General features: G+C 67.3%; 22 protein-coding genes. 8 read left to right on the top strand and 14 right to left on the bottom strand.

Features of this window, described 5'->3' with window-relative positions:
• The first annotated feature begins 104 nt into the window (after positions 1-104).
• Together Q8N10_RS11045 and Q8N10_RS11040 are read left to right on the top strand one after the other, a co-directional pair.
• Positions 105-1,160, top strand: coding sequence for a GGDEF domain-containing protein (locus Q8N10_RS11045; RefSeq protein WP_304780026.1), 1,056 nt, complete (start codon positions 105-107; stop codon positions 1,158-1,160).
• A gap of 82 nt (positions 1,161-1,242) precedes the next feature.
• Positions 1,243-2,046: an enoyl-CoA hydratase/isomerase gene (locus Q8N10_RS11040; protein WP_304780023.1), complete on the top strand. Its 804-nt coding sequence runs from the start codon at positions 1,243-1,245 to the stop codon at positions 2,044-2,046.
• Between the two features lie 65 nt (positions 2,047-2,111).
• Here the strand turns inward: Q8N10_RS11040 and Q8N10_RS11035 are convergent, their stop codons facing one another.
• The 11 genes from Q8N10_RS11035 to Q8N10_RS10985 form a co-directional block, all read right to left on the bottom strand.
• Positions 2,112-2,645 carry a DUF2087 domain-containing protein gene (locus Q8N10_RS11035; RefSeq protein WP_304780020.1) on the bottom strand — a complete coding sequence of 178 codons (534 nt, stop codon included), beginning with the start codon at positions 2,643-2,645 and terminating at the stop codon, positions 2,112-2,114.
• Positions 2,646-2,856: 211 nt separating this feature from the next.
• Positions 2,857-5,037, bottom strand: a complete 2,181-nt coding sequence (gene katG, locus Q8N10_RS11030) for a catalase/peroxidase HPI (protein ID WP_304780017.1) — start codon at positions 5,035-5,037, stop codon at positions 2,857-2,859.
• A 149-nt stretch (positions 5,038-5,186) separates the two neighbouring features.
• Positions 5,187-5,591, bottom strand: a complete 405-nt coding sequence (locus tag Q8N10_RS11025; RefSeq protein ID WP_304780014.1) for an iron-sulfur cluster assembly accessory protein — start codon at positions 5,589-5,591, stop codon at positions 5,187-5,189.
• Positions 5,592-5,605: 14 nt separating this feature from the next.
• Positions 5,606-5,959, bottom strand: a complete 354-nt coding sequence (locus tag Q8N10_RS11020; protein WP_304780012.1) for an SUF system Fe-S cluster assembly protein — start codon at positions 5,957-5,959, stop codon at positions 5,606-5,608.
• Between the two features lie 11 nt (positions 5,960-5,970).
• Positions 5,971-7,185, bottom strand: a complete 1,215-nt coding sequence (locus tag Q8N10_RS11015; protein ID WP_304780009.1) for a cysteine desulfurase — start codon at positions 7,183-7,185, stop codon at positions 5,971-5,973.
• A gap of 2 nt (positions 7,186-7,187) precedes the next feature.
• On the bottom strand, positions 7,188-8,219 hold the full coding sequence (gene sufD, locus Q8N10_RS11010) for a Fe-S cluster assembly protein SufD (protein ID WP_304780006.1): 1,032 nt from the start codon (positions 8,217-8,219) through the stop codon (positions 7,188-7,190).
• Positions 8,216-8,962 (bottom strand): Fe-S cluster assembly ATPase SufC, encoded by a 747-nt coding sequence (gene sufC / locus Q8N10_RS11005; RefSeq protein ID WP_304780003.1) that lies wholly within the window; start codon positions 8,960-8,962, stop codon positions 8,216-8,218. Before sufC ends, sufD begins: the two co-directional genes overlap by 4 nt.
• Positions 8,962-9,369 (bottom strand): hypothetical protein, encoded by a 408-nt coding sequence (locus Q8N10_RS11000; protein ID WP_304780000.1) that lies wholly within the window; start codon positions 9,367-9,369, stop codon positions 8,962-8,964. The genes sufC and Q8N10_RS11000 overlap by 1 nt, the downstream gene beginning before the upstream one ends.
• On the bottom strand, positions 9,366-10,835 hold the full coding sequence (gene sufB, locus Q8N10_RS10995; protein ID WP_304779996.1) for a Fe-S cluster assembly protein SufB: 1,470 nt from the start codon (positions 10,833-10,835) through the stop codon (positions 9,366-9,368). The genes Q8N10_RS11000 and sufB overlap by 4 nt, the downstream gene beginning before the upstream one ends.
• Positions 10,836-10,845: 10 nt before the next feature.
• Positions 10,846-11,988 carry a cysteine desulfurase family protein gene (locus tag Q8N10_RS10990; protein ID WP_304779991.1) on the bottom strand — a complete coding sequence of 381 codons (1,143 nt, stop codon included), beginning with the start codon at positions 11,986-11,988 and terminating at the stop codon, positions 10,846-10,848.
• Positions 11,985-12,431, bottom strand: coding sequence for an Rrf2 family transcriptional regulator (locus Q8N10_RS10985; RefSeq protein WP_304779988.1), 447 nt, complete (start codon positions 12,429-12,431; stop codon positions 11,985-11,987). Before Q8N10_RS10985 ends, Q8N10_RS10990 begins: the two co-directional genes overlap by 4 nt.
• Before the next feature lie 155 nt (positions 12,432-12,586).
• Between Q8N10_RS10985 and Q8N10_RS10980 the strand changes: the two genes are divergently transcribed.
• Complete coding sequence (locus Q8N10_RS10980) at positions 12,587-13,237, top strand: alpha/beta hydrolase (RefSeq protein ID WP_304779986.1); 651 nt, start codon at positions 12,587-12,589, stop codon at positions 13,235-13,237.
• 5 nt (positions 13,238-13,242) lie between these two features.
• Here the strand turns inward: Q8N10_RS10980 and Q8N10_RS10975 are convergent, their stop codons facing one another.
• Entirely contained in the window at positions 13,243-14,445 is a 1,203-nt protein-coding gene (locus tag Q8N10_RS10975; protein ID WP_304779984.1) for a DUF1343 domain-containing protein, read from the bottom strand.
• Positions 14,442-14,900: a DOMON-like domain-containing protein gene (locus Q8N10_RS10970; RefSeq protein ID WP_304779981.1), complete on the bottom strand. Its 459-nt coding sequence runs from the start codon at positions 14,898-14,900 to the stop codon at positions 14,442-14,444. Before Q8N10_RS10970 ends, Q8N10_RS10975 begins: the two co-directional genes overlap by 4 nt.
• A gap of 330 nt (positions 14,901-15,230) precedes the next feature.
• Between Q8N10_RS10970 and tyrS the strand changes: the two genes are divergently transcribed.
• From tyrS to Q8N10_RS10945, 5 genes are all read left to right on the top strand, one after another.
• The gene (tyrS, locus tag Q8N10_RS10965; RefSeq protein WP_370690217.1) at positions 15,231-16,559 is read left to right on the top strand and encodes a tyrosine--tRNA ligase; all 1,329 of its coding nucleotides are present in this window, start codon (positions 15,231-15,233) and stop codon (positions 16,557-16,559) included.
• A gap of 49 nt (positions 16,560-16,608) precedes the next feature.
• Positions 16,609-17,070, top strand: coding sequence for a peroxiredoxin (locus tag Q8N10_RS10960; protein ID WP_304779973.1), 462 nt, complete (start codon positions 16,609-16,611; stop codon positions 17,068-17,070).
• A gap of 289 nt (positions 17,071-17,359) precedes the next feature.
• On the top strand, positions 17,360-18,523 hold the full coding sequence (locus Q8N10_RS10955) for a peptidoglycan DD-metalloendopeptidase family protein (protein WP_304779971.1): 1,164 nt from the start codon (positions 17,360-17,362) through the stop codon (positions 18,521-18,523).
• Positions 18,504-19,004: a polymer-forming cytoskeletal protein gene (locus Q8N10_RS10950; protein WP_304779969.1), complete on the top strand. Its 501-nt coding sequence runs from the start codon at positions 18,504-18,506 to the stop codon at positions 19,002-19,004. Before Q8N10_RS10955 ends, Q8N10_RS10950 begins: the two co-directional genes overlap by 20 nt.
• A 176-nt stretch (positions 19,005-19,180) precedes the next feature.
• Positions 19,181-19,597 carry a DUF805 domain-containing protein gene (locus Q8N10_RS10945; protein ID WP_304779966.1) on the top strand — a complete coding sequence of 139 codons (417 nt, stop codon included), beginning with the start codon at positions 19,181-19,183 and terminating at the stop codon, positions 19,595-19,597.
• Here the strand turns inward: Q8N10_RS10945 and Q8N10_RS10940 are convergent.
• Entirely contained in the window at positions 19,582-20,283 is a 702-nt protein-coding gene (locus tag Q8N10_RS10940) for a 2-phosphosulfolactate phosphatase (RefSeq protein ID WP_304779964.1), read from the bottom strand. The two genes, Q8N10_RS10945 and Q8N10_RS10940, sit on opposite strands and share 16 nt — an antisense overlap.
• Positions 20,284-20,479: the final 196 nt, after the last annotated feature.

Genomic DNA, 20,479 nt, shown 5'->3' with positions numbered 1-20,479 from the left:
GGCGTTTTAACCGCTCGTTTGGCTATGTCGAATATGGTCCATGCCTAAGATTGGAACGCAGCGCCGGGGGGGCGTGCGCGGGCTGAAGATCGGGGATGACCGCCATGAGCGCTGGGATCGAAGTCAAGCTGCGTGGACCGGACGCCTATATCCTGGCCCGCAAGGCGCTGTCGGCGATGGAACAGCACCAGATCTGGCCGACCGCGGTCAATTTCGAGCTCTGGACCCACTGCGTCGGTGACCCTGACGGCGACCTGGCTCGGGAAATCACCCGCATCATATCCACCGGCGAGGCCTTTACCGACACTCTGAGCGACGAGCTGGCGGCGGTGTACCTGCCCAAGGCCCGCCTCAACGAGCAGATCCGTGACGCCGGCGACGCCCTGACCAAGGAACTGGCCAACGTCTCCCAGGCCATCGAGACCGCCCAGAAGTCCAGCGTCGCCTACGGACAGACGCTGGCCACCGCGTCCAAGAGCCTGAGCGAACGCGACGACGCCACCGAGGTCAAGTCGATGATCGACACCCTCGCCGTCGCCACCAAGCGCGTCCAGAAGGAAAACAAGTCGCTGGAGAAGCGCCTCAGCGACTCCACCGCCGAGGTCGCCCGGCTGCGCGAACACTTGGAGCAGGTGCGCCGCGACGCCACCACCGACGGCCTGACCAACCTGGCCAATCGCAAGGCCTTCGATGAAGAGTTGGAGCGCGCCTGCGCCGAGGCCGACGCCAAGGGTGAGACCCTGGCGCTCGCCGTCATCGATATCGACCATTTCAAGAACTTCAACGACACCTGGGGTCACCAGACCGGCGACCAGGTCATCCGCTATGTGGCCAGCGTCATCGGCGGCCGTGGGGCCCCGCCCCGCTTCGCCGCCCGTTACGGCGGCGAGGAGTTCGCCCTGATTTTCCCGCGCGAAGGCGGCGACATCGCCATCGCGACCCTGGAGGAGATTCGCGAAGAGGTGTCCTCGCGCATGCTGAAACGCCGGTCCACCAACGAGGACCTGGGCACCATCACCGTCTCGGCGGGCCTCGCCGAACGCATGCCCCACGAGAGCGCCCACAACTTCATGGAACGCGCGGACCGGGCCCTCTACGCCTCAAAGCGCAGTGGCCGCAACCGGGTCAGCCGGGCCGAGACCATCGCCGCCGCCGCCTAGGCCGACCGACGGCGCTTTTCCCCTAGGCTGACGCCAGGGTCTCCTCCCTTAGATCGCGCGCAACGCCGTCCGGGAGGAAACCATGGCCTATACGAAGCTCAAGACGTCCGTGCAGGACGGCATCGGCCTGATCACCATGGCCGATCCCGCGACCCTGAACGCCGCGGGCCTCGACCTGATGGACGAGTTGCAGCAGGTCTTCGACGCCTTCGCCAAGGAGGGTTCGGGGGTCCGCTGCGTGGTGCTCACCGGCGAGGGCCGCGGGTTCTGTTCCGGCGCCAACCTCTCGGGGCGTGGCGGCCCGCAGGCGCCGGCTCCCGATCCTGAGGGCCCCGACGCCGGGGCGGCCCTGGAGAGCGTCTACAACCCCTTCATGAAGGGCCTGCGCGACTATCCGGTCCCCATCGTCACGGCGGTGAACGGCGTGGCCGCCGGGGTGGGCTGCTCGCTGGCCCTGATGGGCGACATCATCGTGGCCGCGGAGAGCGCCTACTTCCTGCAAGCCTTCCGCCGCATCGGCCTGGTGCCGGACGGAGGCTCGACCTACCTGCTGCCGCGCCTGATCGGCAAGGCGCGCGCCATGGAGATGGCCCTGCTGGGCGAGCGCCTGCCGGCCAAGACCGCCCTCGACTGGGGCCTGATCAACCGCTGCGTCCCCGATGACGCCCTGCTGGCCACGGCCATGGAGCTCGCCACGGCCCTGGCCACCGGCCCTTGGGCGCTCGGCTCCATCCGCAAGCTGGTCTGGGACAGCCTCGACGCCGAGTGGTCCGATCAGCTCCACGCCGAACGCGTCGCCCAGAAGCACGCAGGCCGGACCGAGGACTCCCGCGAGGGGGTCCTGGCCTTCCTTCAGAAGCGCCCGGCGGCCTTCACCGGCCGCTAGAGCCCTTTGAAAAAGTTAGAGCATTTTTCGATCCGATAACCGTTTCACACTTATCGGAAAATGCTCTAGGCGGTCCGGACCCGACTGATCAGCGCCGCGGCCGTCGCCGGCGGAGCCTGTTCGATGCGGCGGTAGGCGCGGCAGTCGGGGGTGCGGGAGAAGAGACCCAGTTCGATCAGTTCGCGCCGCAGCAGGGCGTGGTCGCCGAAGTCGTGCAGGGTCTTGAGCTGATCGCTGATCTGCTTTTCGGTGGCGTCCTCGCGAGCGGGCAGCTTGGACCACAGCACCCACAGGGCCAGGATCTGGTCGCCGCGTTTGGCGGGCCAGCGGGTCAGGCGTCCCTCGGGACCGAAGCAGCGCGCGACCCTCTCCACGACGGCCAGGTCAGCGGTTTCCTTGGGCATGGACGCCAGTGGCGGAGCGGTCTCATCCATTTGCGCCCTCAGATCCTGAAAATTGCGGCGGCCCACGGCGCGGGCCAGCATATTCAGCAGTTCGAGGTGGCTGGGCGGCGCGGCGCGGGCCATCAACTGGGCGCGCAGAGCCTTGGCGAAGCTGGAGACGTCCTGCGTCTGCAGCGGAATGACGGTTCTCGACATGATCTATCCCTCGCGTGCCGGGGATGAACGGTGATCGCCCTTCCGATCTGGCACGGTGAGATGTGTCAGTCGATGAAGTCTGGAGCAGGTTTAGCAAACCCTCGCGGGCGGCGACGCCTCGGTGAACTGCGGACCGTGACATTGCCGATAGAGGCGGCCGCACGGGTCGTCAAGCGGCGGCGCCCGTCCAGGCGCCGCCGCAAGCCGAACCTCAGTGCAGGTCGAGGCGGTCGGCGTTCATGACCTTGGTCCAGGCCGCCACAAAGTCGCGGACGAACTTGGTCTGAGAGTCAGAGCAAGCATAGACCTCCGCCTGGGCCCGCAGCTCCGCATGGGAGCCTAAGATCAGATCCACGCGGGTGGCCGTCCACTTGGGAGCCTTGGTCCTACGGTCCCGGCCCTGGAAGGCGTTGTCAGAACCCGCGGCCTCCCATTCCACACCCATGTCCAGCAGGTTGACGAAGAAGTCCGTGGTGAGCTGGCCCGGGCGGTCGGTGAAGACACCGGCCGTAGAGCCAGCCGCATTTGCGCCCAGCACCCGCAGGCCGCCCACCAGCACCGTCATTTCCGGCGTGCTGAGCCGAAGCAGCTGCGCGCGGTCCACCAAGGCTTCCTCAGGCGCCATGAACTGCTCGCCGCGGCGGTAGTTGCGGAAGCCGTCCGAGGTCGGCTCGAGCGGGGCGAAGGAGTCGGCGTCGGTCTGGTCGGCTGACGCATCCATTCGCCCGGGGGTGAAGGGTACGTCCACCTGCGTGCCGGCGTCCCTGGCGGCCTTTTCTACCGCCGCGCCGCCCGCCAGGACGATCAGGTCGGCCAGGGAGACCTTCTTGCCGCCCACCGCCTGGGCGTTGAAGTCGGCCTGGATGGCTTCCAGGCTCGACAGCACCTGGGCCAGGCTGGCCGGGTCGTTGACCTCCCAGTCCTTCTGCGGCGCCAGGCGGACCCGGGCTCCATTGGCGCCGCCCCGCTTGTCGGACCCTCGGAAGGTGGAGGCCGAGGCCCAGGCCGCCGAGACCAGCTGCGAGACCGACAGGCCCGAGGCGAGGATTCTGGCCTTCAGCCCCAAGATGTCGGTGGCGTCGATCAGCGGATGATCGACGGCGGGGATCGGGTCCTGCCAGATCAGGGTCTCGCGGGGCACGAGCGGGCCCAGATAGCGGCCGATCGGCCCCATGTCCCGGTGGGTCAGCTTGAACCAGGCCCGTGCGAAGGCGTCGGCGAACTGGTCCGGATTGGCGTGGAAGCGCCGCGAGATCTTCTCGTATTCCGGGTCGAACCGAAGGGCGAGATCCGAGGTCAGCATGGTGGGCACATGCCGCTTGGCCGGATCGTGGGCGTCGGGAATATCGGCCGGCGCGTTCTTGGCCTGCCACTGCAGGGCGCCCGCCGGGCTCTTGGTCAGCTCCCACTCGAACTTGAAGAGGTTGTCGAAGAAGTGGTTGCTCCACTTCGTCGGTGTCTGGCTCCAGGTGACTTCCGGCCCGCCGGTGATGGTGTCGGCGCCGAAGCCCGTCCCGTGCCTGCTGCGCCAGCCAAGGCCCTGGTCCTCGATCGCGCCGCCTTCGGGCTCCGGGCCCAGGAGGGACGGATCGCCCGCGCCGTGGGTCTTGCCGAAGGTGTGGCCGCCGGCGATCAGGGCGACGGTCTCCTCGTCGTCCATGGCCATGCGGGCGAAGGTGTCGCGGATATCCCGGGCCGAGGCCACCGGATCGGGATTGCCGCCGGGGCCCTCAGGATTGACGTAGATCAGGCCCATCTGCACCGCGCCCAGGGCGGTGTGCAGCTGGCGTTCGCCGCTGTAGCGCTCATCCCCCAGCCAGGAGCCCTCAGGCCCCCAGAACAGCTCTTCCGGCTCCCAGGTGTCGGCGCGCCCGCCGCCGAATCCGAAGGTCTTGAAGCCCATGGACTCAAGGGCGACGTTACCCACCAGGACATAGAGGTCGGCCCAGGAGATCTTGGCCCCGTACTTCTGCTTGATCGGCCACAGCAGGCGGCGCGCCTTGTCGAGGTTTGCGTTGTCGGGCCAGCTGTTCAGGGGGGCGAAGCGCTGCTGCCCCCCACCCGCGCCGCCCCGGCCGTCGGTGACGCGATAGGTGCCGGCGCTGTGCCAGGCCAGCCGAATGAACAGGCCGCCATAGTGGCCGAAGTCCGCCGGCCACCACTCCTGCGAGTCGGTCATCAGGGCGCGCAGGTCGGCGATCACCGCATCGAGGTCGAGGCTCTCGAACTCCTTCGCGTAGTCGAAGGTCTCGCCCAGGGGATTGGACCGCGGCGAGTGCTGGTTCAGGCCCTCCAGGCGGAGGTTCTGGGGCCACCAGTCGCGGTTGGCGCGGCGGCTGCCCCCGTGGCCCATAGGGCACTGGCCCTGGGCGTTGTCTTCGACCTTTTCCATCTCTGTCTCCCTGGCGCTTGTCGGATGGCCGGCCGGGATGCGGCGCGGCGATCACGTGCGATGCGCCTAGAGAGCCCATTCATATGGATTGGTAAAATCGATTGTTCTGATATGATCGATAGACAACACCTATGGACCGGACGGCGGGCTCAGGCGTCCAGCGCCTTGCTCGGTTCGATCGTCACGCTCTCACCGCAGCCACAGGCGTCGGTCTGGTTCGGGTTGCGGAACGTGAACTTGGCCGAGAGCTTGGTCTTTTCGTAGTCGATCTCGGTGCCGATCAGGAACAGCACCGCCTTGGGATCGATGAGGATGGTGACCCCCTTGTCCTCCACCACCTCGTCCAGGGGCGCGGCGGCCTCGGCATATTCGATGATGTATTCGGACCCGGCGCAGCCGCCGTTCTTCACCCCAACGCGCAGGCCCGCATAGGGGACCTCGGCGCGGCCCATGATTTCACGCACGCGTTCCGCCGCGGCGTCGGTCAGGGAGACGACCTTTGGCCGCGGGCGGCGGACACGGGGGGCGGCGGGGGTCAGGTTGAGGTCGGCCATGCCATCTATATGGGTCAGAACATGTTCAATGAAAGCTTCGCCTCGTCGGACATCCGCGAGGGATCCCACGGCGGGTCAAAGACGAGATCCACCTTCACCTGGCCGATGCCGGGAATTTGCCTGACCGCGTCCTCCACCCAGCCCGGCATTTCGCCGGCCACCGGGCAGCCCGGAGCCGTCAGCGTCATGTCGATGGCCACGTCCTTATTGTCGGAGACGTCGACCTTGTAGATGAGGCCGAGCTCATAGATGTCGACCGGGATTTCCGGATCGAACACCGTCTTCAGCTGCTCGATCAGCTGGTCGGTGATCACGTCCAGCTCATGCTGGCTGATCGGCGCGGTCGAGACGGGAGTGGCGTCGTCCATGAGGTCAGGCTCTACGCGAAAAAGGCTTGGGTACGGTTGAGGGCGTCGACAAAGGCGTCGACCTCCCCTTCCGTATTATATAGGGCGAAGGAGGCCCGGGCGCTCGAGGTGACGCCAAAGCGCCGCATCAGGGGTTCGGCGCAGTGGGTTCCGGCCCGCACCGCGACACCGTAGCGATCGAGGATTTGGGCGACGTCGTGGGCGTGCGCCCCGTCGATGGTGAAGGACAGGATCGCGCCCTTGCCCGGCGCCTCGCCGATCACCTTCAGCCAGTTGGCGCCGGCCAGGCCTTCACGGACGCGGGCATAGAGTTTGTGTTCGTGGTCGGCGATGGCGGCGCGATCCAGTTTGACGAACCAGTCGATGGCCGCCCCCAGGCCGATGGCCTCCAGAATCGGCGGCGTGCCGGCCTCGAACCGGTGCGGCGGGTCGGCGTAGCTGATCTCGTCCAAGGCGACCGAGGCGATCATCTCGCCCCCGCCTTGGTAGGGACGCAGGGCGGCGAGGCGCTCGGCCTTGCCATAGAGGATGCCAATGCCGGTGGGGCCATAGAGCTTGTGGCCGGAGAAGACGTAGAAGTCGACGTCCAGGGCCTTCACGTCGATGGGCTGGTGGACGACGGCCTGGCAACCGTCCAGCAGCACCAGGGCGCCGGCGTCGTGCGCCATGGCGATGATCTCAGCCACAGGGTTCACTGTGCCCAGGACGTTGGACATGTGGGTCAGGGCCACGACCCGGGTCTTGGTGCTCAGCAGGTCGGGGATGGCGGCCAAGTCCAGCTGGCCGTCGTCCAGGACCGGAATGAACTTGAGAACCACGCCCTGGCGTTCACGCAGGAAGTGCCACGGCACGATATTGGCATGGTGCTCCATCTCCGTGAGCAGGACTTCGTCGCCGGCCTTCAGGCTCGCGCCAATGCCCGAAGCCACAAGGTTGATGGCTTCCGTCCCACCCTTGGTGAAGACGATCTCGGCCAGGTCTGCGTGGATGAAGTCGGCGGCGCTTTGGCGGGCCTTTTCATAGGCTTCTGTCGTTTCATTGGCCAACGTGTGGAGCCCACGGTGGACGTTGGAATAGGAGTGCTCCATGGCGTGGACCATGGCGTCGATCACGGCGCGAGGCTTCTGGGCCGAGGCGGCGCTGTCGAGATAGACAAGTGGCTTGCCGTTCACCTGGCGCGCCAGGATCGGAAACTCAGCGCGGATCGCTTCAGCGTCGAAAGCCATGCTCACGCCCTCAGCCGGTCAGCAGCCCAGGCGCGGGCGATGTCGCGCACCGGCTCGAACCCGATACGGTCGGCCACAGCGCCAACGAAGGCCTCGATCAGCAGGGCGCGGGCCTCAGCCTCGGGCAGGCCGCGCTGGCGCATGTAGAACAGCGCCTCCTCGTCCAGGGCCCCGATGGTGTTGCCATGGGCGCATTGGACGTCATCGGCGAAGATCAGAAGTTCAGGCTTGGCGTCGATCTCGGCCTTATCGGAAAGGATCAGCGCGTTGTGGCGCATGCGGGCCTCGGTGCGGTCGGCGCCCTCCTCCACCACGATCCGGCCCTGGAAGATGCCGCGTGCCTGGTCGCGGACCACGCCGCGAGTGAACTGGTCGGTGGCTCCGTCGACGCCCTGGTGCAGGACCACGGTGGTCAGGTCGGCGTGGCGCTTGTCTTCAAGCAGATAGAGCCCGTCGAGGCGCAGCTTGGCCTCGGCCCCCGGATGGGTGACCTGGGTCTCGATGCGCTGACGGCGGGCGCCGTTGGTGATGACCGTCTGGCTGTACTCGGAGCCGGGCGACAGGGTGACCTGGGCCTGGCTGACATTGACCCCCTCGGCGCCGTCCGCGGCCAGGACCACGCGCTCGACCGCCGCGCCCGCTTCCAGGACGAAGATGATAGCGGTGTCGGTGACATAGGCGCTGGCGTCGCCTTCGTAGCTCTCCAGCAGCCGCAGCTTGGCGCCCGGGCCGACGTTGATCGTAACCTTGCCGGCGAGCGCCCCGCCGTCGCGGGACAGGACCCGCAGGGCGACGGCCCGCTCGCTGCCGGCCGGAACGTCGATGGCGACGTTCTCATGCCCCCCGGCCACCACATGGCGCTGATCGGCCAGGGCGTCGAAGGGGCCTTCCGCCAAGCCCGCGAGGTCCAGAGCCGGCGCAGTCGCCGGCAGGACCCGCAGCAGGCCACGCAGGTCGGTCCACTTCCAGTCTTCGTCACGCTTGCCGGGCAGCAGGGTGACGTCGCCGGACTTCAGGGCGGCGCTAAGGCTCAAGCGGCCCTCGCATACTTGTCGTAGCCTTCACGCTCGAGCTCGAGCGCCAGGTCAGGCCCGCCGGTGGCGGCGATGCGGCCGCCGGCCAGGACGTGGACCTTGTCGGGTTTGATGTAGTCCAGCAGGCGCTGATAGTGGGTGATCACCAGCATGCCGCGGTCGGGCGAACGCATGGCGTTGACCCCTTCCGAGACGATCTTCAGGGCGTCGATGTCGAGGCCGGAATCGGTCTCGTCCAGGATCAGGAAGCGCGGGGCTAGCATGGCCATCTGGAAGATTTCCATCCGCTTCTTCTCGCCGCCGGAGAAGCCGACGTTCAGGGCGCGCTTCAGCATCTCGAAGTCGATCTTCAGGGCCGCGGCGTGTTCGCGAGCCAGCTTCAGGAAGGCCGGCGCAGTGATCTCGGCCTCGCCCCGCGCCTTGCGCTGGGCGTTCATGGAGGTGCGGATGAAGGTGAGGGCCGGAACGCCGGGGATCTCCAGCGGATACTGGAAGGACAGGAAGACACCCTTGGCCGCGCGTTCGCTGGGGTCGAGGGCCAGCAGGTCCTCGCCGTCCAGGGTCGCGGTTCCGCCGGTGACGTCATAGCCCGAGCGACCGGTGAGCACATAGGAGAGGGTCGACTTGCCGGCGCCGTTGGGGCCCATGATGGCGTGGACCTCGCCCGCGGGCACGTCCAGGGACAGGCCCTTGAGGATCTCCTTGCCGTCCACCTCGGCGCGCAGGTTCTCGATATGCAACATCAGACGGTCTCGTCGGCGAGGTACTGGGCCAGCACGTCCAAGGCCTGTTCGACGCTGTCGACGAACTGCTGCTTGGTGGGGGCCGCGGTGATGGTGGTGGCCGAGCGCTTGTCGGCGGCGGTGACGTTGATCTGGGCGTCCTCGAAATAGGCGCGCAGACGGAAGTCGGCGTGTTCGAGGCCCACGGTGTAGCGTGAACGCTCCAGGACCAGCTTCTTCTCGGCCAGAAATTCCGGGTCGGCGGCCAGGATGTCATAGAGTTCGATGGAGCGGGCCTCGTCGGCCTCCTGGCGGGCGCGCTCGGCGTCCTCGCGCGCGCGTCGCTCGGCGTCGCGTTTCAGACGCTCGGCGTCAAAGACTTGCCTGAAGGACATGGCGGCGATCCGTTCCGAGGTGGGCAGGGTCATCCGACGGACCCTTCGAGGGAAATGGCGACGAGCTTCTGGGCTTCCACGGCGAACTCCATGGGCAGCTCCTGCAGCACGTCCTTGACGAAGCCGTTGACGAGCAGCTGGACGGCTTCTTCCTGGGAGAGGCCACGCTGCATGGCGTAGAACAGCTGGTCTTCCGAGAGCTTGGTGGTGGTGGCCTCGTGCTCGAAGACGCAGCTTCCGTTGCGAGCCTCGATATAGGGCACGGTGTGGGCGGCGCAGGTCTTGCCGATCAACAGGCTGTCGCACTGGGTGAAGTTGCGCGCACCCTTGGCCTTGGGGTGGGCCGAGACCAGGCCGCGGTAGGTATTGGAGGACTTGCCGGCGCTGATCCCCTTGGAGATCACGCGCGATCGGGTGTTGGCGCCCAGGTGGATCATCTTGGTGCCGGTGTCGGCCTGCTGACGGCCATTGGTGATGGCGATGGAATAGAATTCGCCCACCGAGCCCTCGCCGCGCAGGATGCAGGAGGGGTACTTCCAGGTGATGGCCGAACCGGTCTCGACCTGGGTCCAGGACACCTTGGAGCGGTCGCCGCGGCAGTCGGCGCGCTTGGTGACGAAGTTGTAGATGCCGCCCTTCCCGGTGACGGGATCGCCCGGGTACCAGTTCTGGACCGTGGAATACTTGATCTCCGCGTCGTCCATCACGACCAGCTCCACCACGGCGGCGTGCAGCTGATTCTCGTCGCGCATGGGGGCGGTGCAGCCCTCCAGATAGGAGACGTAGGAGCCCTTGTCGGCGATGATCAGGGTGCGTTCGAACTGGCCGGAATTCTCCGCATTGATGCGGAAATAGGTCGACAACTCCATGGGGCAGCGGACGCCTGGCGGCACATAGACGAAGCTGCCGTCGGAGAAGACCGCGGCGTTCAGGCACGCATAGTAGTTGTCGGACACCGGCACGACGGAGCCGAGGTACTTCTTCACCAGCTCCGGATGCTCGCGGATCGCCTCGCTCATGGAGCAGAAGATCACGCCGACCTGGGCCAGCTCCTTCTTGAAGGTGGTGACCACCGAAACGCTGTCGAACACCGCGTCCACGGCGTAGCGCGGCGCGCCTTCGACGCCCGCCAGGACGGCCTGTTCTTTCAAGGGGATGCCGAGCTTTTCGTAGACGGCCAGGATCTCGGGATCGACCTCGTCCAGGCTCGCGGGACCCTTCTTCTGCGAGGGGGCGGCGTAATAGTAGCTGTCCTGATAGTCGATGCGCGGGAAGTGGACCTTGGCCCACTCCGGTTCGTCCATGGCCAGCCAGCGCTCGAAGGCGTCCAGGCGCCAGGCCAGCATCCATTCCGGCTCGTCCTTCTTGGCCGAGATGAAGCGCACGATGTCGGCGTTCAGGCCCTTGGGGGCGAAATCCTGGGCGATGTCGGTGACGAAGCCGTGCTGGTACTTCTCCAGGCTTTCAACGTGTTCGATGGTCTGCTTGACGGCGGCCATGTGGGAGCTCCTAAGCCGCCGGCGCGCGGCGGCGGGCCGCGTGTCGGGAATGAACATCGCTCCAGGCCGCGACGAAGGCGGCCCAGTCGGTTTCGCGGGTGGCCCAGCCGCCGCTGACCCGGATGGCGTAGGGCGCCAGATCGGTGAGCCCCATGGCGGTGAGGACGGCGCTGGCCTTCACCTTGCCTGAAGAGCAGGCCGAGCCGGCGCTGACCATGACACCCATCAAGTCCAGGCCCATCACCTGCAAGTCCGAGGCATGGCCGGGGCTGGCGACACACAGCGTGTTGGCCAGGCGCGGCGAGTCCGGCGCGATGACCACGGCGCCCTCGGCCTCCAGGCACGCGGCGGCGAGGTCGCGAAGGGCGGCCTGGGCTGCGAAGGTCTCCAGGTCGCGCAGGGCGGCGGCGGCGGCGGCGCCCAGGCCCGCGATGCCCGCGACATTCTCGGTGCCCGCGCGGCGTCCCCGCTCCTGCCCGCCGCCATGCTGGCGGCGCACCAGGGTGGCGCGGGGGCCAAAGGTGAGCGCGCCCACGCCTTGAGGTCCGCCGAACTTGTGCCCGGAGATGGTCAGGGTGTCGGCGCCAAGGGCCCGGCTGTCGAGGGCGATCTTGCCAGCGGCCTGAATGGCGTCGACGTGGAGCCACCCCTCCGCCGCGCGCACGATTTCGGAAGCCTCGGCGACCGGCTGGATGATCCCGGTCTCATTGTTGGCCAGCATCAGGGCGACGAAGGGCTTGCCATCCGCGGCGTCCCAGGACGCCAGCCGGGTCCTCAGCCAGTCAAGATCGGCCAAGCCGTCGGCCCCGACGGGCAGCAGCTCCACCTGGGCCCCGCTCGCCTTGGCCGTCTCCACCACGCTCTCGTGCTCAATTCCGCTGACGATCAGGCGCTTGGATCCCGTGGCCACCGCACTTTCGACAGCGAGGGCGTTGGCCTCGGTGCCGCCGCCGGTGAAGACCACGGTGGAGGCTGGACCGCCGATCAGGGCGGCGACCTCCTCGCGGGCCTGTTCCACGATGGCGCGCGCGGCTCGGCCCGCGGCGTGGATCGAGGACGGGTTGCCACCGGTTTCCAGGGCGCGTGTCATCGCCGTGATCGCTTCGGGGCGCACCGGAGCGGTGGCGTTGAAGTCGAGATAGACGCCGCTCATGCCGCCTGCCTCGCCGCGCCCAGGCGGCCTGTGACGACGTCGGCCAGGGTGACAGAGGCCAGGTAGCCTTCGATCTGGCGGCCCATCTCTTCCCACAGGTCGTGGGTCAGGCAGCGTTCGCCCTTCAGCATGCAACCCTTGCCCTTGGTGGAGCAGCGGGTGGCGCGCAGGGGTTCGTCCACGGCCATGACGATGTCGGCGATGTTGGTGGTCTCGGCCGTGCGGGCCAGCAGGTAGCCGCCGCCGGGACCACGCAGGCTTTTCACCAGGCCGCGGCGGCGCAGGCGGGCGAAGAGCTGTTCGAGATAGGACAGTGAAATCTGCTGGCGCGTCGCGATCTCGGCCAGGGACACGGCCCGTTCGCCCTCCTCACCGCAGCCCTGACGGCGCGCGAGATCGGCCATGGCCATCACGGCGTAGCGGCCTTTGGTGCTGAGGCGCATGGTTGGGCGAAATCCGGTTGCGAATTTTCGAGCGTTTGACAAGGCCCCTGTGTTAAAGCCGCCGCCTTGCGCGGGGCCATATCCCAGGAACTCGTCCGATGGACGTGATCTAGGAAGACCCAGCGCGTGAGTCAACTATTCGACGTGAGGATGGCATGCCTGAAGTGGTTCTGACCGGCGCGGCCGGCCGCATTGAGGGCCGGTATTCGGCGGGCAAGAGTGAAACGGCGCCCATCGCGCTGATCCTGCACCCCCACCCGCGCGCCGGCGGCCAGATGAACCACCCGGTGGCGGTTCAGCTCTTCCACCTGTTCATGAAGCGCGGCTTCTCCACCCTGCGCTTCAACTTCCGCGGCGTCGGCCGCAGCCAGGGCGAGTTCGACAGCGGCATCGGCGAACTGGCCGACGCAGCCACCGCGCTGGACTGGCTGCAGACCACCAACCCGGCGGCCTCCCAGTGCTGGGTGGCCGGCTATTCCTTCGGCGCCTGGGTCGGCATGCAGCTGCTGATGCGTCGGCCGGAAACGGACGGCTTCATCTCCGTCTCGCCGCCCACCAACATGTACGACTTCAGCTTCCTGGCCCCCTGCCCGGCCTCGGGCCTGATCCTGCACGGTGGGGCCGACACCGTGGTGCCACCGATTGAAGTCGAGCGCGTGGTCTCCAAGCTGCGCACCCAGAAGGGCATCGTCATCGACCACGAGGTGATCGAGGGCGCGACCCACTTCTGGGCCGAGAACCTGCCCGACGTTGAACAGCGCGTCGGGACCTATCTCGACAAGCGGATCGAAGCCGACCCGATCTAGCTCCTCTAATAGAGCAGGTGCGGCCGGCGCTCGACCAGCCAGGCCTGCTCATCAGGGACTGTGATGGCGTCAAGGTCGCCAGGCGTCGAGGCCGGGTTGTCCACCCATTCCCGCAGCAACGGCCCGCCGTTGATCACGTCGATGGCCAGCTTTCCGAGCTCGTACTCGTATGGGAAATCGCGCCATAGCGGGTAGTCGGGATAGAGCCGCCGGATCGCCTTGAAGGCCAGGGCCTGGACCCGCCAAGGCTTGAAGGCCTCATGGTCATAGGCCGGCCCCTCGGTGTGAATCTGCAGCCCGTTGCAGAGCTTTCCCACGTGCTTGTGGAAGGTCGGCTCGAACCAGCACTCCCGCAGCACGCAGCCCGCCAGCCACTGGGGCGCGAAAGCCTTCATTTCCTCCAGCACAGCGCGGGCGTCGATGTCCGGCGCGCCGAACAGCTCCAAGGGGCGGGTGGTGCCACGGCCCTCTGATAGGGTCGCGCCTTCCAGCATCACCGTGCCGGCGTAGGCGCGCGCCATCCAGAGGTTGGGCGCGTTGGGGCTGGGATTGACCCAGGCGCGCTCACCCAGCGGCCAGCCGTGACCAGGCGCCGCGGCCGGCTTCCAGCCCTCCATCTCGATCACCCGGTACTTCACGTCGAGGTCGAAGGTCTTGATGAACCAGTGGCCCAGCTCGCCCAGGGTCAGGCCGTGGCGCATGGGCATGGCCCCGGCGCCGACGAAGCTTTCCCAGCCGGGCCTCAGGGTCAGGCCCTCGACGGGCCGGCCGGCGGGGTTGGGGCGATCTAGCACCCAGACCTCCTTGCCCTGCGCCGCGGCGGCCTCGAGCATGTAGAGCAGCGTGGTGACGAAGGTGTAGATGCGGCAGCCCAGGTCCTGCAGGTCGATCAGCACCACGTCGAAGGTGCTCATCATCTGACCGGTGGGCCGACGCACCTCGCCATAGAGGCTGAAGACCGGGATGCCGAGCACCGGGTCATCAAAGTCCGGGCTCTCCACCATGTTGTCCTGTTTGTCCCCCCTCAGGCCGTGCTGCGGCCCGAAGGCCGAGGACAACTCAATCTCCTCACAGGCGGCCAGGGCGTCCAGGGCGTGGATCAGGTCCTGGGTCACCGAGGCCGGGTGCGCCACCAGACCAACCCGGCGGCCCCTCAGGGGCGCCCGCAGCTCAGGTTCGGCGAGAAGTCGATCAAGGCCAAATTTCATGCGCGCTCTGCTGGCGTGAGGATCTGGGAAAAGCCGTCGGCGTGGTGGAAGTCCGGTCGCCCGGCAGGGTGGGCCAGGGCCCAGTATGACTTGAGGCCGTCCCTCTGCTCGATCACCGCCGTGAGAGCAAGACGCCAGTCGGCGTCGGGGTGCAGTCCGGGTAGATCGCTCAGGTTCAGGGTGGCGCGCTGGACGAACCGGTCAGCCTCGGGCCTGACAGAAACCTCGGGATCGTCGAACGGCTCGGCTGGGGTCATTCCCTCGCGGTAGCCGCTGAACCCATAGGCCGCCCACTCGGTGGAGGGCGCGAGGTTGAACTCGTAGTAGCCCGCGCCGTTCGCGGCGCCCACAAAGGCCTCCAGGCAGGTGTGTCGCCAGAGTTCGTCAGTGCGGCCGCCGGCCGCCGGGGCGGGCAGCTTCAGGGCCGCGATGTCGCCCGAGACGACGTAGGTCAAGGCGAGCTTTCCGGGGGCGGGCCAGGCTAGGTGGACCTCGACGCTTGCCGCCGCGGTCCCCTGCGAGTCGCCATGTCGGTGCAAGGTCAGGTGCATGGCTCATGCTAACGGCGCCCACGCCGCGCACGGTAGGGCAATTCGCACCGGCTTGACCGGATGACCGCCGAGCCGCTACCTAGCCGGGATGATCACCCGCGCCACCCTTGCCGGACGTTATTACCGCCTGCCCTAGAGCAGGTGCGGACCCGATCTCGCGCCACCCGTAATCCGGTCGGCGCCCATCCTCAGAAATTGACGGTCTCCGGCCCCATGCCTCAGGAGACCTCTGAAATGACCCTCGAAATCCTGGATCGCCGCGTGTTAGAGCCGCACGCGTCCCTAGAAGAGCCCTTGCCCATGTCCGCCGACCAGCCCGCCTTCAAGTCCGACCTGCTGCGCACCATGCAGGCCCGGGGCTACATCCACCAGATCACCCATCCGGTGGAGCTGGACGAAGCGGCGTCGAAGGGGATCATCACCGGCTACATCGGGTTCGACGCCACGGCCGCCAGCCTGCACGTCGGCAGCCTGATCCAGATCATGATGCTGCGCCGGCTGCAGCAGGCGGGCCACAAGCCCATCGTGCTGATGGGCGGCGGCACCACCAAGGTCGGCGATCCCACCGACAAGGACCAGTCGCGCCCGCTGCTAACCGAGGCCCAGATCCAGTCGAACATCGACAACATCAAGACGGTGTTCGCCAAGTTCCTGACCTTCGGCGATGGCCCCACCGACGCGGTGATGGTCGACAATGACGAGTGGCTGTCGAAGCTGGGCTACGTCCAGTTCCTGCGGGAATTCGGCGTCCACTTCACGATCAACCGCATGCTCAGCTTCGAGAGCGTCAAGCTGCGGCTGGAACGTGAGCAGCCGATGACCTTCCTCGAATTCAACTACATGCTGATGCAGGCCACCGACTTCCTGGAGTTGGAGCGCAAGTTCGGCTGCACCCTTCAGATGGGCGGGTCCGATCAGTGGGGCAACATCCTCAACGGGGTGGAGTTGATCCGCCGCGTCGACCAGAAGCCGTCCTTCGGCCTCACGACCCCCCTGCTCTCCACGGCCTCGGGCCAGAAGATGGGCAAGACGGTGGGCGGAGCCGTGTGGCTGAACGCCGACATGCGCAGCCCCTACGAGTACTGGCAGTTCTGGCGCAACACCGAGGACGCCGACGTCGGCCGCTTCCTGCGCCTGTTCACCGACATGCCCCTGGACGAGGTCGAACGCTACGAGGCCATGCAGGGCGCCGACATCAACGAGGCCAAGAAGGTCCTGGCCAATATCGCCACCACCATGCTGCACGGCGCCGAGGCGGCCCATTCGGCTGCAGAGGCCGCGCGCAAGGCCTTCGAGGAAGGCGCCCTGTCGGATGACCTGCCCACCTTCGAGATCTCCATGACCGACCTCGAGGTGGGGATCGTGCTGGCCGCCCTGGCCACCGACGCGGGGCTCGCGGGCTCGCGGGGGGAAGCGCGGCGCCTGGCCAAGGGCGGGGGCCTGCGGGTCAACGACAAGGCCGAGACCGACGGCGACCGGACGCTTACCGCCGCCGACCTGGTGGAGGGCGTCATCAAGCTGGGCGCAGGCAAGAAGAAGATCGTCCTGGTAAAGCCCGTCTGAGGATTGGTCTCCCTCCCCTTCATGGGGAGGGAGAAGAGGAGACCTGACCATGAGCGACGTGATCGAAGGCGCCGAGGCGCCTGACTTCGAACTGGCCGGAGCGGACGGTCCCATCCGGCTCGCCGACTACGCGGGCAAGGCCGTGGTGCTCTACTTCTACCCCAAGGACGACACAACCGGCTGCACGAAGGAGGCGCAGGAGTTCTCCGCCCTGGCCGCCGACTTCGCCAAGGCGGGCGTCTCGGTGGTCGGGGTCTCCAAGGACTCCCTCAAAAGTCACGCGAAGTTTACGGCGAAGTACGGTCTGGCGGTGCCCCTGGGCGCCGATCCGGAGGGCGCGGTGATCGAGCGCTACGGGTCCTGGGTGGAGAAGAATATGTACGGCCGCGCCTATATGGGCATCGAGCGGTCCACCTTCCTGATCAAGGACGGCCGGCTGACGCGAATCTGGCGCAAGGTAAAGGTCCCCGGCCACGCGGCCGAGGTGCTGAAAGCCGCGCAAAGCCTTTAAGGCCACGCTTGGCGGCGCTGCGAAGGGTCGCCGCAAAAGTGCGCCAAAGTCGCGTGCAGCGGGAACCATCGCGCCTCAGGGATGTTGTAGAATTGTCGCGGGCGGCCGGTTTACGCTCCCGACAGCATCTTGATTTGCCTGCGAAGCTAGCGCGCCCGTTCACGGCCCGTTAACCAGTCAAGTTAAGAATTGCATCATCCGGCCAGCGCTCCCTTGTGGCGCGAAGCCCCTTGCGCGTTATCAAATTCTCATCGCATATCGCCGGAACTTCAGTTCCCTAGCCGACGCGGTGTGTATGTCACGCTTTTCGCGCCTTCGCCGATCGCTGGAAGAGCTTTTCCCCGAACGCCACCTCTATGTCCGCTCCGGCGGCGAGATGCGGGCCTTTGTCCTGACGACGGGAAAGCAGCTCACCTTCGCCTCCGTCCTGGCGGTCTGCGCCCTTTGGATGGGCATCTGCACCGCGGCCATGATGGTGAACGCCATGGCCCTGTCGGCGACCGATCAGGAAATCGCGCGGACCCAGGCCAAGTACGAACGCTGGATCGCCGACCGCCAGGCGCGGCTGAACAGCGCCGTGGCCCAGCTCAACGCCGCCAACGGCTCGGTCGACGACCTCGCCCTGACGGTCGAGAAGCGCCACGCGGCGCTGGCCATGTTGCTGACCGACGTCAAGGGTGCGCCGGGGCTGACCCACGCGCTGGCCCCCACCATCCAACGCGCCAGCAACGTGCCGGCCGGCGCCAACCCGATGCGCCGCATCGAATTGGTGCGCGCCAGCCAGGAACGCCTGATCGACGCGGCCGACAACTTCGCCAAGAGCCGGGCTGACCGCCTGCGCCTGGCCTTCCGCCTCGCCGGCCTGACACCCACATCCTACACCCCCAAGGGCGGCTCTCTGGGTGGTCCGCTGATCGAGGCCAAGGATCCGAGGGCCCTGGCGGCGGTTCTCGACGTCGACGAAAGCTTCGCGGTCCGCATCCAGCACGCGGCCACCAACATGTCCGAGGCCACGGCCCTGGCCGAGGCCGCCGCAAAACTGCCCTTCGCACGCCCCACCAACCATACCGGCCAGTCCAGCGGCTTCGGCGTGCGCTTCGATCCCTTCACCCGCCGCCCGGCCTTCCACTCCGGCCTCGATTTCGTGGGCGGGTTCGGCGTGCCGATCTACACGACCGCGCCGGGCGTGGTGTCCTTCACCGGCGTGCGTTCGGGATATGGCAACACCATTGAGATAGACCACGGGAGTGGCTTCAAGACGCGCTACGCGCACCTGCAGGCGATCGGCGTCAACGCCGGGCAGCGGGTGGCCGTGGGTCAGCGGATCGGGGCCATGGGCTCGACCGGCCGTTCCACGGGTCCGCATCTTCATTACGAGGTCTGGGTCAATGGACGCGCCCAGAACCCCGACCGTTTCGTGAAAGCCGGCGATTATGTTCTCCAAGACAGCTAAGACCCCCGCCAAGCCCCCGGTAAAATTCGACTCCACCCCTGCCCCGCTCGCCGCGGATCCGGCCGGCCAGCGCAAGGCGCCGCGGGCGGCCTCTCTGATCAGCGAGAACATCACCATCGAGGGCAATGTCACCGGCGAGGGTGAGGTCCACATCGACGGCGTCGTGCGCGGCGACGTGCGGGTCGGCAAGCTGACCGTTGGCGAAACCGGCCACATCGAGGGCGGCGTCTATGCCGAGGCGATCGAGGCCCGCGGCCGCATCATCGGCGCCGTGACCGCCAAACAGGTCCGCCTCTATGGCACCGCCTATGTCGACGGCGATATCACCCATGAGCAGTTGGCCATGGAAACCGGCGCCTTCTTCCAGGGCCGCAGCCTGAAGTTCCAGCGCCCCGCCACCCCGCCGACGCCGGCGCCGAGCCCCCTGGCCCAGGCCAGCGCGCCCGCCCCGACGCCGGGACTGGCTCCCAAGCCGGTCTAGACCCTTTCCGGATCAGGTTGAATCAACCGGATCGGATAAAAAGGGTCTATCTTCTTCAATCTAGAGCATGTCCGGGCGGCGAACCGGCGCCCACTTGCGCCTGACATGCTCTAGGCGACGGGTTGTAAGCCGCCGCGCAACGGCTAAGCTTTCCCAATCTTGACCGGGAGGGCCTCATGGACCTGATGCTGCAGCCGCTGCGCAAGTACGCCGACTTCAATGGCCGAGCGCGACGCTCTGAATACTGGCTGTTCGCGCTCTTCGTGGCGCTCGTGCAGATGGCGGCCGGGATACTCTCCTGGTTTGTCGGTGGCGACCTCAGCCGCGACGCCTTCGCCACGCCAGCCTCAGCCGTCATCGCCCTGATTTACTTCGGCTTCTGCCTGTACATCCTCATTCCGTCGCTGGCGGTCAGCTTCCGCAGGCTGCACGATAGCGGCCGCACGGCCTGGTGGCTCCTGTTGGGCCTCATCCCGATCCTGGGTCAGCTCGTGTTGCTGATTTTCATGATCCTGGACGGGACGCCCGGCGATAACCGCTACGGCGCCAGTCCCAAGGGCCCCGCCTCCCCCGAGGCTCAGCCGGCGACGTAGACCCCGCCGCGCAGCAGGGGCGCTGCGGCGCTGACGTTGCGTTCCAGCGCCAGGTCGACGTCGATCTCGAAGCCTCGCTCGATCAGCTCCCGGCCCGACAGACAGTCGCGGATCAAAGCGTCCAGCTCGCTCTGCGCGCTGCGCCAGGCGTCGCGGGCCACCCTCGCCTCTGCGGTCATCTCGCCGGCCAGGGCGTCGATGATGGCCCCGGCCCCGATCAGGTCCTCGATGGCCGGGCGCAGAGTGTCGCCGGGCCAGCGTTCGCCCGCCGGGATCAGTCCGATGTCGCCGCCTTCCGCCAGCTCTCGCGCCTTGGCGGCCACCGCCCTGGCGTTGCGCAGGCAGCCCGCCAGCACCGGCGTGTCGCCTCCAGCCAGGGACAGGCGCGAACCGTTGGGCGACGGCAACAGCAGGCGGTCTCCGGGGCTGAGGTCTCGCAGGCTGGCCGGGGACAGGCTGAACTGACCGCCGGCGGCGCGTTTGGGCGCGGCTGCGATGGCGCCGACCTTGTCGGCCTCGGCCTTGGCCGCCTCGTGATCGCCGAGCGGAAACGGATGGATCAGCGCGCCCCGCCCGACGGCGATGTCCACCGCTGTGGAGAACGACAGCACGTCGACGATGACGAACACCGAGACCTGCGGCCGCAAGGCCTCGATCCCTTCCCGCGCCCATTCACAGCGGATCATCGGCCGGCCTCCTCGATCGAAGCGCTTCGACTTCGCGCCCTAGAGCCTGATCCGTTGAGGTGGAATCGCTTCGCGATTCCGCCGATGCGGTGGATCAGGCTCCAGATATAAGCGAGAGCATGATTCACGCCTGAGCCGGGACCGCTGCGCGGTTCCGTCTCAAGCGATCATGCTCTAGCCCTCGCGGGTGACGCCG

Source organism: Phenylobacterium sp., assembly GCF_030693625.1.
Taxonomy (GTDB): domain Bacteria; phylum Pseudomonadota; class Alphaproteobacteria; order Caulobacterales; family Caulobacteraceae; genus Phenylobacterium; species Phenylobacterium ferrooxidans.
This window is presented reverse-complemented; position numbering and strand designations above follow the sequence as displayed.